Source organism: Clostridium sp. Cult1 (genome assembly GCF_021655095.1).
In the GTDB taxonomy this organism is placed as follows: Bacteria; Bacillota; Clostridia; order Tissierellales; family Tepidimicrobiaceae; genus Schnuerera.
In genome coordinates this window covers 2,143,846-2,157,999 of sequence record NZ_PPXW01000001.1, presented here as the reverse complement: position 1 = coordinate 2,157,999, position 14,154 = coordinate 2,143,846, and the positions used below count along the sequence as shown (strand labels likewise).

The following is a 14,154-nucleotide window of genomic DNA, read 5'->3' as shown; positions in this document are numbered from 1 at the left end:
TCATAATAGATAATTCACTTTCTGATAGTTTTCGCATTTTATCACTCCTCAACCATATTACTATATCTGTAGTAATGTAATTATAATACTAAGCGTGTAGTAATGTCAGGCTCATTTTTTAATAGAACAGTCACAAGAATTTCCCCTACGTAGTGGTTTTCATCTCACCAACTCCCCTTCACTATATATACAATTTAGAAGTCCAATATTTTTCAATTAAATAAAATAATACTAGTATCCATATAATAAAACCATAGTAGGGTTTTAACCCTACTATGGTTTTATTATTACTTAAACTCTATTATCTCATCTAATTTGTTTATATTTTTAAGGCTAAATTGATGCGAAATAATGATTAGAGTCCTATCCCTTATCGATAACAGCTGCGTTTCAATTTCCCTAGCATTTCTTTCATCCAAATTAGCTAGCGGTTCATCTAAGATTAATATAGGTGTTTTCCTAAGTATTGATCTAGCCAGGGTAATCCTTCTTTTTTCTCCTCCTGAAAGATTAGTTCCACCTTCTTGGATTAGCAATTTTAACCCTTCTTGATTTGCATAATTATCTAGACCTACTTTAGATAATATGGCAATTACCTCTTCATCTGAAATGTCTTGGTACATGGTAATATTATTTTTAAGTGTATCTTCAAACAATATTGCATCCTGTCTCATTACAGTAATAATTTCACTTAAGTTTTTTATTTCATTTACTGGAATATCATTAATTTTTATAACACCTGAATTCGGTTCATAATAATTTAACAATAGATTCATACTAGTTGTTTTTCCTGAACCACTTGTTCCTTGTAGCAAATATTGTCTATCTCTTATAAATTTCATATTTAATCCACTCAAAACATATTCTTGGTTTTCATATGCAAAAAATACATTATCAAATACTACTTCTCTGAAACTTTCTTTAAATATTTCCTTTTCTCCATACTTAGCTGATTTTTCCTCAATAAATTTTAGTATTGATTGATTTACCGGCTTTACAGAAACTAGACCCTGTATAAAATAGGATAAAGAAATAATAGGATATGATAGTTGATCAATCATCCCAACTGCAATAAAAAAGTCTCCAGCTGTAAATTCTCCATTTAATACTAGATACGCTGCAAATGCTAATATTACAAAATGTGCAAAATATGATAATATAGCGGAAATAGTTCTAGTTAAATAACTCATCTGCCTCTTTCTCAAGTTTTTCTTCATGGTAACTTCATTTAATTTGATAAACTTTTCTTTAATATTTTTTTCAATAGAAAAATTTTTAATGATTTCAAATCCATTAAGCCAATCTGTTATAGTCCTTATATGATTTTCAAATTGATTAACAAATTCCATCTGCGCTTTTTGTAATTTCTTTTCAACTAGTTTTGGTACATATAAAGGCATAGTCAAAAGCACTAAGGTAGTTATTGCTATCCTATATTCTAAAATAAACAAGGAAATACTTACTATTACAATTTTAATTATAATCTCAGCTAGCATTGGAATGGATCCGAAATATTGGTTTTCAATTATCTCCATCTCATTAGTATACTTTGCTATATATTCACCTTGTTTCTTTTTTAGAAAAGCTGGATAGTCCATCCGTAGTAAACCTTGAAAGTAATCGAATCTTATTTCTTTCATGCTACCAACAGCAAACCTTCCCCTACACCTATCATAGAGATAGAAAAAGCTTAATTCCAAAACTATAAACAGGCCTAGGTCAAGTCCATATCTTAGGGTATTGTCAAAACTTCTAGATAAGGCATAATCTAGAACATCTCCCTTAAGAAATTGTACCCTTACTGCAAATATTGCAGATAGTACAGAAAAAGCAACGGCTAGTATTAGTGATTTTAAGTTATTTCTTATATATTTTTTCATTTTAAATCCTCCTATTGATTATTAGTTTAAATAACAATAGAAGGTTTATATTATCCTTCTATCGTTTAGAAGGATTTTCTTAATCTAACCACTTTTTTCACCTCATTTAAAGCATTATTTAATTAAATACACATGCTATACTATTATTTATAGAATCACTATAATCTACATCACTTTTATCATTAGCTTCTCCTTTGGCATATGAGCCAAATAATATTGCTTTATCTGCTGGGTAATTTCTAAAACTCTGAATTGTCTTTTCTTTAATTTCTTCGATTCTAATAGTATTGGCAATTGTGATTCACAACCCCCTTGGATTTATTATATCATTAAACTTATAAAATAAAGATTATTATACTCTATGCTTATGTCATTGCTATAGCAAGTTCCATGCATGAGAGATCGGGTGGAATTGGGATTGGGAACTTCTACCTCCTTACAGTCGGTACAAGCCTGGCCAACCCTGTCAGGGGTAATACACAGTTCCATCTACTCCTAATGCCACATGAAACTGGGTACTACTCCCATTCGATCGTCGCAGGAGGTTTATTTGTTATGTCATATACTACTCTATTTACCTGAGGAACTTCTTTTACTATTCTATCGGAAATCTTTTCCAATAATTCTAAAGGTAATTTTACCCATTCCGCAGTCATACCATCTATGGAGTTTATTGCCCTTAGTACTATAGTATAATTATAAGTCCTTTCCCCATGGGTTACTCCTACAGATTTAATATTAGGAATAGCTGCAAAGTATTGCCAGATTTTATCATCCCATTTCGCTTTTTTAATTTCATCCCTAAATATATAATCTGCTTCTCTAACTATATCTAACTTTTCTTCAGTAACTTCCCCTAAAACTCTAACTCCTAATCCAGGCCCCGGGAAAGGCTGTCTATTTACTATATCTTCAGATATACCTAAAAGCTTTCCAACTTCCCTAACTTCATCCTTAAATAATTGTCTCAATGGCTCTATTAGTTCAAAATTAATGTCCTTAGGAAGTCCACCCACATTATGGTGGCTTTTTACTGCTACTTCTCCATCTAGCCCAGACTCAATAACATCTGGATATATGGTTCCTTGAACTAAGTATCCTATATCATTAAGCTTTTTCTGCTCTTCTTCAAATACCCTAATGAATTCTTCACCGATAATCTTTCTTTTTTGTTCCGGATCGATAATGCCTTTAAGTTTATTTAAAAATCTTTCTTTTGCATCTACAGTTATAAGATTCATATGGAACTCATCTCTAAATACCTTTTCTACCTGTTCTTTTTCATCCTTCCTGAGAAGACCGTGGTCAACAAAAACACATACTAGATTATCTCCAATGGCTCGATGAACTAATACTGCTGCCACCGAAGAATCTACGCCACCAGATAATGCACATAGGGCTTTTCTATTTCCTACTTCCCGCTTTATTTCTTCTATGCTATTTTCAATAAATTCTTCCATATTCCAATTTGAATCACAATTACAAATCTTAAACAAGAAATTATCTATTATATCCTTTCCTTCATTAGATGTTTCAATTTCCGGGTGGAACTTTACCCCATATATTTTCTGATCTTTCTTTTCCAATGCTACTACTTTTCCATCTAAATTGCCTATAGGTTTAAAACCTTCAGGAATAATATCAAATACATATTCTTTATCTATCCATAAAGGCAGGTTTTCTCCTAGCCCATTAAATAATAAGCTTTCCTTATCTACATTAATGACTTCGAATCTATAATTGTGGATTTCAGGTTTTGTTGAATTGCCTTTAAAAACCTGTGTCATAATATCTGCACCGTATCCAATAGATAAAATGGGCACACCTAGTTTAAATATCTTTGGATCTATGACTCCTATATCCCTTGGTTCTCCACCAGATATGATAATACCTTCTGGCCTTTTCACTTTAACCTTCTCCAAAGAATAACTATAGGGCACTATCTCACAATATACATTAGATTCTCTTATCTTTCTGCCTAAAAACCGACTGAATTTTCCGCCTAAATCTAAGATTAGTATCAAATTTAGACCTCCTATCTCCTGCTGTAGTTTGGAGCTTCTTTTGTAATATTAATATCATGAGGATGATTCTCTATTAATGAAGCACCAGTTATCTTAATAAACTTAGCCTTTTCTTGCAATTCCTTAATATCCTTAGCTCCTACATATCCCATTCCAGACCTTACACCACCAATAAGCTGGTATACTACATCTCCTAAAGGTCCCCTATAAGGAACCCTACCTTCTACTCCTTCTGGTACTAGCTTTTTAGTATCTTCTTGGAAATATCTATCCTTACTACCAGATTGCATAGCTCCTATAGAACCCATGCCTCTATAGACCTTAAATCTTCTACCTTCGTATAATTCTTCTTCCCCTGGACTTTCTTTAGTCCCTGCAAATAATGAACCTATCATAACTACATTGGCTCCAGCTGCTATGGCTTTAGTAATATCCCCCGAATATTTAATACCTCCATCAGCAATAACTGGAATATTATATTCTTTAGCTGCTTTAGCACAATTTATAATAGCTGTTATCTGAGGTACTCCAATGCCAGTAACTACCCTTGTTGTACAGATAGATCCAGGACCTATTCCTACTTTTATAGCATCTGCTCCCGCTTTTATTAAATCTATAGTTGCTTCAGCTGTAGCCACATTTCCTGCTATCACTTGTAGCTCTGGATATTCTAATTTAATCCTTTTAACAGAATCAATTACTCCTTGAGAGTGGCCATGGGCTGTATCTAATACTACTAAATCCACCTTAGCTTCTACTAATGCAGTAACTCTATCCATCATATCCTGTGTAACCCCTACTGCTGCTCCTGCTAGTAATCTTCCTGAACTATCCCTTGCAGAATTCGGATATTCAATTGATTTTTCAATATCTTTAATAGTTATTAGACCTGCTAATTTATAATGCTCATCTACTAATGGTAATTTTTCTATCTTATGTTGCTTCATTATTTCTAATGCTTCATCCATTGTAGTTTCTCTTGTACCAGTAACTAGATTTTCCTTAGTCATAACTTCGTCTATCCTTTTAGTTGTATCCGTTTCAAATCTAATATCCCTATTGGTAATAATTCCAACTAAGGTACCATTCTCTTCAATTATTGGAACTCCCGATATATGGTATCTTTCCATTAGTTCTAATGCATCTGAAACATCATGATCCCTTGAAAGGGAAAAAGGATCTGTTATTATTCCATGTTCCGACCTTTTTACTTTATCCACCTCTAAAGCTTGCTCTTCAATAGACATGTTTTTATGGATTACGCCAATACCGCCTTCTCTTGCTATGGCAATAGCCATCTTTGATTCAGTTACAGTATCCATTCCAGCGCTCATTAGAGGAATATTTAACTGTATACTTCTTGTTAAATAGGTATTTATTTTAGTTTCCTTAGGCAAAACCTCGGATTTGCCTGGCAATAATAATACGTCATCAAAAGTTAAACCTTCTCCAACAAATTCCAAATGAAACTCCTCCTTATATTTTTTTATTATCAATAGTATACCACAATTAAGATAATTCCTTACCTATTTATAGGTATTTTAATAGATATTGATATAATATTTTCTTTATAAATTAACAGAGTTTAGCCTTCATGTCAAGGAGTTTTATTGAAATAAAAACTTCCCTGAAATTTAGGGAAGTTTTTTAGTCTTTAACAAGTCCATTTTTAATAAAATCAATTAAATAGTTAGCTGATAATTCGTATTCGTGCAAATTGCTAGAATTTACTATCTGAGGTAAATTTACAAATAAATGATTTATGATTTTTTTGACAAACTCCTTAGGTAAATCCTCTCTAATTTCACCCCGTTCATAAGCTACTTCTATTAAATCCGATATATAATCCATATTTTCAAAACCATATTTTTTAGTTATATCTTTTAAAAAATCAGCCCTACTAACGAAATATCTTCTAAATATTTCATCGTGTATTGGAGTCCCCCAGTCCTTGACAAAACCTTGAGTAAATTTACCAATGCTTGGATTTTTATTTGCAAATTTCATTCCGTTTTTCATAAGATTCCTTAATATTGTAAACACATCTTCGTTAAAATTTATGGAACCCATTCTCTCTGAAATAAATTTAAGCTTTTCTTCTGTAATAATATCCATCAAATGCATATATAGATCTTCTTTGTTCTTATAGTGATAATAAAAGGTGCCCTTACTTATGCCTACCTCTTTTAAAATATTGTTAAGGGAAGCATTTTTATAACCTTTTTCTCCAAATTCATTCATTGCTACTTTTATAAGTTCTTCCCTTTTTTCAAAAGATTTCTCTTTATTTTCATCCAATACTACCACCTCAGCATATTTCTACTCTCGTTATATTTCTACCTTCCTAACAAACAATTTATAAGATGCAATATTTAGCAATACTAGATAAACTAATCCAATAAAATAATATTGATAATAGCTTAAATAAAGTACTCCTTCACCTTTTATTATACTACTTATTGCCTTGGCTGCCCAAAATCCTGGGGCAAAGGAAAAAAATAATTCCTTTTTATCAAAGAAAAACAAGGCTATAATAGGAAATAATATGAAAGAACCTAAACCTTTCATTACAGCAAATCCTTCAATTTTATTATTAGATAGAGAATTTATCAGCATTCCATACATAGGAGCTTCTAAAGAAGCTAGAAAAGCAATAGCTAGTATGTTTTTTATAGGAATATCTCCAATATTTGAAAACCAGATGACAAATAAAGTTGTAATATAAGTCAAGACCAATACTATGATAAATCTGAAGGATAAAAATTGAGTAATGCTTAAAGGAGTAGCTTTAACAGATGTGAGTATATTGTCATCTCTATCTTCCAGTATAGAAAAAGCTATTAAGGCTCCAAAGGATATAGGAACTACTAAAGTTAGTATTACAATTATTAAATCTGCGTATAAATCTATATTAAGATCTGATTTATCAGCTACCCAAGGTAGAAAATATCTACCTATAAATCCGAATATAAAGGGATATAATGCCATAAATCCCATCATAGAATCCCTACTCCATTTTTTTATTTCAGATTTAATAAAGCTACTATACATAATCATTCACCACTTTCCTTAATTTTAAAATCATCAAACTTTTTCCATACTATGAAAAATAGCCCTAATGTTGCTAATATTAAGTATATAATAGCAAACCAGGTCTTCCAATTATCCATACCTCCACCAGTAGCTTGCAAAAGTATAGAAGAAGATTTAGTTGGTATTATATAGAGTATCTTATCTATAGTTTCATTTTTAATAAATCCTATCTGTTCCAATAAAACAGGAATTGTAAATATAAAGGTATATTTCATCATTCCCATTAACATTTCAGTAAAATCTTTAGTATTATAAGTCATTATAAATCCAATTAAAGAGTGAAAAAAAGCTATCAATATTGATGCTCCTAATAGTCCAAAAAAGTTTAAATTTATCTCCTTAAATAATTTTGCATATACATATATGAGGACTAATGTAAGCACATTGGAACTAATATTAGCAAAGATTTTTGCCAATATATATTCAGATTTACCTATAGGCGAAACTAATAAGGTTTTAATGGTCCCTTCTTGTTTTTCATAGAACATGGTGGCTCCAATTAATACCATGGACATGGAGGTTGCGTCGATGAATACAATTAAGGGCACCATACTAGTTATATCCTCAATATCCGTAAAGAATAATATCCCTACCCATAATAGAGCTACAAATATGCCAGCAGTTAAAATATTGTACTTTTTCATTCTATTCAATTCTCCAGAGAATAAAGTTATAAAACTATTCATCTGTACTCACCCCTGTTACCTTTATAAATATGTCATCTAAAGTCATCTCTTTACTATGGATAGTAAGTATTTCTTTATTCTTTATTATTTCAATAAACTTTTTATCATGCTTTAAAGCATCTAAATCGAAGGATTCCTTTATGATTTCATCTTCTTTTCTATACTCTATATCAACTTTTCTTTCACCATATTTGAGTTTTAAATTCTTCGGGGTGTCTATTTCTACTATTTTACCATTGGCCATAAAGGCTACCCTATCACATAGTTCATCTACATCGTTCATCAAATGGGTTGTTAATAGTACTGTTCCACCTTTATCCTTATATTCCTTTATTATTTCCTTTAAAATTCGAGCATTATGAGGATCAAGGCCATTGGTAGGTTCATCTAAGAATAGGATTTTGGGATGGTTTAACATGGCCCTAACGAAATTTAGTCTAACTTTCATCCCCTTTGAAAATTCTCCTACTTTTTTATCTTTATCTTCGTATAGCCCTACCCTTTTTAACAAACTGTCCGAATCTATATTTGTTTTATATAACCTTTTAAAAAAGTTAATATTTTCTTCCGCTGTTAATTTTGAAAAATGGACAGGCATTTCAAATCCTACTCCAATTTCTTCATAATAGCTTTTATTATAGGATTTTAAATCCTCATTCTTATAAAGAACTTCTCCTTCATATCTATCCAGTAGTTTGGTAAGAATTTTTTGAGTAGTACTTTTGCCAACGCCACTAGGCCCTAAAAGTCCAAAAATCTCACCATTATGAACTTGGAAGGATATTCCCTTAATGGTACTTTCCTTGTTTTTAGGATATTTAAAAGTTAGATTGTTAATTTGATACATGAAATCACCCCTTTTCGTTTGTAGACCACATGGTCTAGACTGGTAAGTCTATTGTAGCAAAATATGTAAACTTTGTCAATATAATAATTAACTTTCCCTCTTATTTTGAGGTTGACCTAATATACTTTGGGTATTATATAGATAAATAGTCTATATTTGAAGGTGGTAAGGATATGTCTAAATTTCACAAAAGTCCTAATATATACGTTAATCAAATAGCCTTAAAGGTAAATAATTTGGATGCTTCTATTGAATTTTATGAAAAAATAATGGGATTTAGGACTATTAATAGAATTGAAAAAAAAGCTACACTATCTGTTGACGGAATAACTCCTATAATAATGTTAGAACAACCAGAGAATATAAAACCAAGACAGTTAAGAAGAACAGGCTTATATCACTTTGCAATATTGTTACCTAGTCGGAAGGATTTGGGTGTGTTTTTAAATCATATAAAAGATGTAGGCTATCCTCTTATGGGTGCTTCCCATCATGGGGTAAGTGAAGCAATCTATCTTCAAGATATTGATGATAATGGCATTGAAGTATATGCTGATACCCCTATTAATAAATGGAAATGGGAAAATGACACATTAGAAATGTATACTATAAGACTGGATTTAGATAGCCTTATGGAGGAAGGAAAAGATGAAAAATGGCAAGGTATACCTAAAAATACTATTATAGGTCATATACATCTTCATGTATCCAATTTGGAAGAATCGGAAAAATTCTATATAGATGGATTAGGATTTCAAGTAGTTACAAGAATACCTGGGCAAGCTACTTTCATCTCTACAGGTGGATATCATCATCATATAGCCTTTAATATTTGGAATGGAAAAGGTATATCATCTCCTGATGAAAACAGCGTAGGTATGAAATACTTTGAAATAAAATTCCCTAATGAAGAGTCTAGAGATAAAACCATAGATAATTTAAAAAACTTAGGTTATGAAATAAAAAATGAAGATAAAACTATTGTCACATTAGACCCTTCTAACAATAAAATACATTTAGTTTTATAAATATTTAAAGGGGAACCTAGGTCCCCTTTAAATATTACAATGTTTAAGTATATACCAAGCAGCCTTTTTATCCACATCTACTACTCTTACGTCTTTAAAATACTTTTCCATTTCAGATTTGGCAATTTTAATAAAATTAAAATAATCTCCATTTTCCAGGAATTCAGCTATATCCGTTACTAAGGATCTATTTTCATTATAATCATGGAATATTATTTTACCTTTAGATACTCTACACAGTTCCTTATATAGCTTTTCCCTTTCCTTTGGCTTTAGTCCGTGAAGCACATAGGATGAAATAACTAAATCAAAACTATCATCATCAAAGGGCAATCTTTCAGATGGACTTATTTTTATCAATTCCACTTCAGTTCCCTCTAATTTTCTTCCTGCCTGTTTTAACATTCCCGATGACGGGTCTACTCCCACTACCTCTATCCCTAAATCCTGCAAAACATACAATAAGGCTCCAGTGCCACAGCCTAAATCAAGTACCCTTTTATATTGGGTAATATCTACCTCCTCTCTTATCCTGTTTAATATTTTTCTATAATACTTTACCTGATAGTTAAAAAACAAGGCATATATTGGGGAAATTATATCAAATAACATGGTATCCCTCCAATAAGATTTTCTTTAGTTTATTATACCCATTATTCCCCATATACCCTGGCTAGATATTATAAAACTTAATAATTGTTTTCAAAGACCTACAAATGTTCATAAAACCAAGCTATACTCTCCTCCATCATATTGGTGGTGACAAAATGATTTAGATTTGGATATTCTAAGAATTTTATTCTATCTCTATAGTTATACATAGGTTTAATTTTATTGTAAAAAATACGCTGACTTTCGATAGGAACTACATTGTCACTATTTCCATGTAATAGAAGGATTGGCCTATCTATTAATAGGTTTAAATTATTTTGAGGATTCAGTTTGCTAACTTTTTCTTCTATCTCCTTTAATTCATAAGCTTCTGATATTTCATAGGATTCCTTAAATCTTTTATTAAAATTTTCCCATCCACAAGAGCCATTAAATACTACTAAAGCTTTTATATTAGAGTTATGAGTAAATATTCCTGCTGCAGTAAATCCACCCATAGAATTCCCTATAACTCCAATCCTATTTGGATCAGCCCTATATTTTAATATTAATTCTTCTATGATACTCTGAGATTCTTCTATATTATTCAATATGGTGTTCCAAAAATATCTAGTAGCATTATCTATATCATAACTTAGAAGAGGATTTCTTTCTCCATGATAAATTGCATCTGGGATTGCTACCTGATAGCCTACTGATGATAATATAAATCCTCTCATCCTCTGGAACTCCTTATTTGAACTCCAGCCATGATATAGAATTATTGTAGGTAATAGCTCTCCTGCTTCTTTGGGTCTAAATAAAATAACTGGAATTTTTCCTATGGTAATTCTGTCTTCAATTATATGGTTGGATTTTAAATGAGTCATAATACTAAACTTCCTTTCAATATGTTTTAAGGCAATTATTATTTTTATAATACCATATTTATGGTATTATAAAAATAATAATTAGAAGGAGCTGATATAATGAAATTTGTTACCTATATATATAAGGGTAATGAAGGTTATGGAATAGTAAGTAAAGATAATACGAAAGTAATTCCAATGGATATTTTACTCAAAAAAATTGGAAAAGATCTACCTGAGAATTTTTTGGAATTCATTCGTACCTATTCTGATAGTTTAATTCCCAATCTCCAGGAAGTAATAAATCATAATGGAAACGGTACAATATCTTTAGACAATGTAAAAATTACTGCTCCAATACCATATCCAAGAAGGAATGTTTTTTGCCTAGGAAAAAACTATGCTGACCATGCCTTGGAGGTTAAAAGCCTACCTGGTGGTAAAGCAGCTATTCCAGACCATCCAATTTACTTTACAAAAGTTGCTGATCCTGTTATAGGCCATATGGACAAGGTCTTGATTCCTAAGGATTATACTGAAAAGATCGATTATGAAGTGGAATTGGCTATTATAATCGGTAAAGACGGTAAGGATATTTCTCCTGAAGACGTGGAAAACCATATATTTGGATATACTATTGGGAATGATATTTCTGCCAGAGATGTCCAAACTAAACATGTTCAGTGGTTTAAAGGAAAAAGCCTAGATACATTTACTCCCATGGGACCATGGATAGTACATAAATCGGAAATAGGATTTCCAGTTGAATTGGATATTAGATGTAAGGTGAATAATGAAATAAGGCAAAACTCCAATACTAAGAATTTAATCTTTGATATACCCTATATTATCTCAGACCTATCTAAAGGTCTTACTCTAAGGGCAGGTGATATAATATTAACAGGGACTCCAGCAGGGGTAGGTATAGGGTTTAGTCCACATAAATATTTAAAATCCGGAGATGTGGTAGAATGTTTTATTGAGAAGATTGGTACTTTAGTTAATGTCATAGAATAGTTTTTATACTTTTATCGTCTTAGATAAGCTTTGGAGATGTCATAACATCTCCTCTGCCTAATATTTTAAATAAAGTATTCATCTTTGCTTAGGCTTTTGTTGCGTTATCCTTCCCCATGTTTAGAATTTTAGGCCTGTTTTGCAAAGTTCTTTTGGTTTTTACTTAAGGCTAGTCTCTTACTATATTTTTATTTAATAAAAATTGCTTTATACCTTTATATATCATTTTTATTTTTTCATGCAAAGATTTGCTATAAGTTAAGATATCTTTCTACATATTCCTGTTTAACTATCCTATTATTCTTAGTTTTGTTTTAAAATATGAAATTTAATATTCTTAAATATTAGTGGTCGTAAACGCTTCTCATAACCTTTTGGAGTCCATTTAAATTATTTCTATTTATTTATTAAAAAATCAGACATTTTAGTTTCTTCCCACTCAACACCTACTGGTGAAATATTAGAGTATAGCTTTATTATATCATTTTCATCAATAACAACTTTTAGCTCAAAATTCATTTCTTTTGGCTCTAAATATTCATCGTACATCTGCTGATAATTATGATTATCCTTTTCCTTTGCATCCTTAATGTATCCAACTGTGTCTGGATCCTTGTCATAATTTTTATAAATTATCCTATAGTTAAAAATGGCTTCAATCCGTTCATTCATAATTTCTTCCTGATAATTTGTTATTTCAAAATCTAATAATTCATAGTATGGGGAAAAAGTATTCCTCGACTCATCTTCTATATATGAACTTGTTTTACTATATATCTTGTTGCTATATACTTCTTCTATATTTATTTTACTAAAATATTCTACAAATCCATGCTCTAAATCTATTACTATAATATAATTTCCATCCTTATCTCCATAGGTTTCATGTTTGTTTTTCTCATATAGACTTGGATATAAATCTGGTATTTTGGTCGCTTCTACATTTTCATCAATATACTTCTTTATAAAATTATTAGCTAGTTTTAAAGCTTCAGGTTGATTCAATTTATTTTCCTTGAAATCGTATCCATAACTCTTTAGATGATATCTAGTTAATCTTCCATTACTATCAAAATCTGATTCTATCTTAATTCGCACCTCTTCTTCATTATTCATAACTCTCATATATAAGAAACTGGTATTAGATATTGGTTTCTTGTAGGTGAAAACTTCATCCCTATCAAAAATATCCTCCGATACAAAATTATCCAATATATCGTATAGTACTTCTATTTCTTTCTTATAATTGTCTTTATTATCTTCTACAAAAGAATCCTTATCAATCTTTCTAAAAGATTGTATAGCTTCTTGGCCTTCATTGAAGATCTTTCTGTATGAATCTACGGTCTCTGGATAGAATTGAAAGTCCCTTCCAAATATAACTTCAATATACTTTCCGTCCTCATAATTAAGTACATAATCTCCATCATAAGGTAGAGTGGCCACTGTTGGATAGTCACTACATCTTATTTCAAATACTGGCCCAAAGTTCTCAACCCCATCTGCTTTAAATCTATTAGCAGACTTTTTATCATAAACATATAAAGTTCCATCTATTGTTTTAATTATTGTTTCTTCCTTCCATGAATTAGGGAAGTTTAAAGTATATTTATGTTCATCATTATAATATAAAAATGTATCTTCAATTTTAGCTTCACCACCAAATTTGCCAACTGAGACTATTTCATTCTTTCCGTCCCAGATAACCTCTTCACCTAAATTCTTTGCTATAAACCCAATAGGTACAAATATATTTTCATCTTTAATAAAAGGTATTACATCTAGCTCTACTTCTTTACCGTCTACCTTTGCCTTAGTAGACCCTATCGGTATTTCCATATTTATAGTATCACTCTTTATACTTACTTTTTTAGATTCCTCTAGATAGTTTACATTAACTCCTAATTTTTCAGAAATAGAACTAATAGGTACTAAGGTTCTACCATTTTCTAATATTGGAATAACATCATATAAAACTTTACCATTTATGAACACCTTAAGTGAGCTACCTTCAGCCATTACTGGCATAGCAAAAAGTATTATAGCCAAAAATACAAGTATTAGGCACCTACTCAGTTTTTTCATAGTTACCCTCCATTAATTAACATCCAATTTGTAA

General features: G+C 30.9%; 13 protein-coding genes. 2 read left to right on the top strand and 11 right to left on the bottom strand.

Annotated features, from left to right (window positions below):
* Window positions 1–287: 287 nt before the first annotated feature.
* The 8 genes from C3E89_RS10790 to C3E89_RS10760 all read right to left on the bottom strand — a co-directional run bounded on the left by C3E89_RS10790 (window position 288) and on the right by C3E89_RS10760 (window position 8,530).
* Entirely contained in the window at window positions 288–1,880 is a 1,593-nt protein-coding gene (locus C3E89_RS10790) for an ABC transporter ATP-binding protein (RefSeq protein WP_236912917.1), read from the bottom strand.
* Window positions 1,881–1,998: 118 nt separating this feature from the next.
* Window positions 1,999–2,097, bottom strand: coding sequence for a nucleotidyltransferase domain-containing protein (locus C3E89_RS13545; protein WP_442870619.1), 99 nt, complete (start codon window positions 2,095–2,097; stop codon window positions 1,999–2,001).
* Between the two features lie 301 nt (window positions 2,098–2,398).
* Window positions 2,399–3,904 (bottom strand): glutamine-hydrolyzing GMP synthase, encoded by a 1,506-nt coding sequence (gene guaA / locus C3E89_RS10785; protein WP_272876611.1) that lies wholly within the window; start codon window positions 3,902–3,904, stop codon window positions 2,399–2,401.
* An 11-nt stretch (window positions 3,905–3,915) separates the two neighbouring features.
* Window positions 3,916–5,367, bottom strand: coding sequence for an IMP dehydrogenase (guaB, locus tag C3E89_RS10780; protein ID WP_236912915.1), 1,452 nt, complete (start codon window positions 5,365–5,367; stop codon window positions 3,916–3,918).
* Window positions 5,368–5,551: 184 nt separating this feature from the next.
* Window positions 5,552–6,202: a TetR/AcrR family transcriptional regulator gene (locus C3E89_RS10775; protein ID WP_236912913.1), complete on the bottom strand. Its 651-nt coding sequence runs from the start codon at window positions 6,200–6,202 to the stop codon at window positions 5,552–5,554.
* Between the two features lie 30 nt (window positions 6,203–6,232).
* Entirely contained in the window at window positions 6,233–6,955 is a 723-nt protein-coding gene (locus C3E89_RS10770) for an ABC transporter permease (RefSeq protein WP_236912911.1), read from the bottom strand.
* Between the two features lie 2 nt (window positions 6,956–6,957).
* The gene (locus tag C3E89_RS10765; RefSeq protein WP_236912910.1) at window positions 6,958–7,683 is read right to left on the bottom strand and encodes a fluoroquinolone export ABC transporter permease subunit; all 726 of its coding nucleotides are present in this window, start codon (window positions 7,681–7,683) and stop codon (window positions 6,958–6,960) included.
* Window positions 7,676–8,530, bottom strand: coding sequence for an ABC transporter ATP-binding protein (locus C3E89_RS10760; RefSeq protein WP_236912908.1), 855 nt, complete (start codon window positions 8,528–8,530; stop codon window positions 7,676–7,678). Before C3E89_RS10760 ends, C3E89_RS10765 begins: the two co-directional genes overlap by 8 nt.
* A 173-nt stretch (window positions 8,531–8,703) precedes the next feature.
* On the opposite strand from C3E89_RS10760, the gene C3E89_RS10755 reads away from it, so the two are divergent.
* Window positions 8,704–9,558 (top strand): VOC family protein, encoded by an 855-nt coding sequence (locus C3E89_RS10755; protein WP_236912905.1) that lies wholly within the window; start codon window positions 8,704–8,706, stop codon window positions 9,556–9,558.
* A 27-nt stretch (window positions 9,559–9,585) separates the two neighbouring features.
* Here the strand turns inward: C3E89_RS10755 and C3E89_RS10750 are convergent, their stop codons facing one another.
* On the bottom strand, window positions 9,586–10,170 hold the full coding sequence (locus C3E89_RS10750; protein ID WP_236912902.1) for a class I SAM-dependent methyltransferase: 585 nt from the start codon (window positions 10,168–10,170) through the stop codon (window positions 9,586–9,588).
* A gap of 98 nt (window positions 10,171–10,268) precedes the next feature.
* Window positions 10,269–11,039 (bottom strand): YqiA/YcfP family alpha/beta fold hydrolase, encoded by a 771-nt coding sequence (locus C3E89_RS10745; protein ID WP_236912901.1) that lies wholly within the window; start codon window positions 11,037–11,039, stop codon window positions 10,269–10,271.
* Window positions 11,040–11,138: 99 nt separating this feature from the next.
* Here C3E89_RS10745 and C3E89_RS10740 point away from each other — a divergent pair, with 99 nt between their 5' ends.
* Complete coding sequence (locus C3E89_RS10740) at window positions 11,139–12,035, top strand: fumarylacetoacetate hydrolase family protein (protein ID WP_236912899.1); 897 nt, start codon at window positions 11,139–11,141, stop codon at window positions 12,033–12,035.
* Window positions 12,036–12,431: 396 nt separating this feature from the next.
* On the opposite strand, the gene C3E89_RS10735 is transcribed toward C3E89_RS10740, so the two are convergent.
* Window positions 12,432–14,120: a stalk domain-containing protein gene (locus C3E89_RS10735; RefSeq protein ID WP_236912897.1), complete on the bottom strand. Its 1,689-nt coding sequence runs from the start codon at window positions 14,118–14,120 to the stop codon at window positions 12,432–12,434.
* Window positions 14,121–14,154 lie beyond the last annotated feature (34 nt).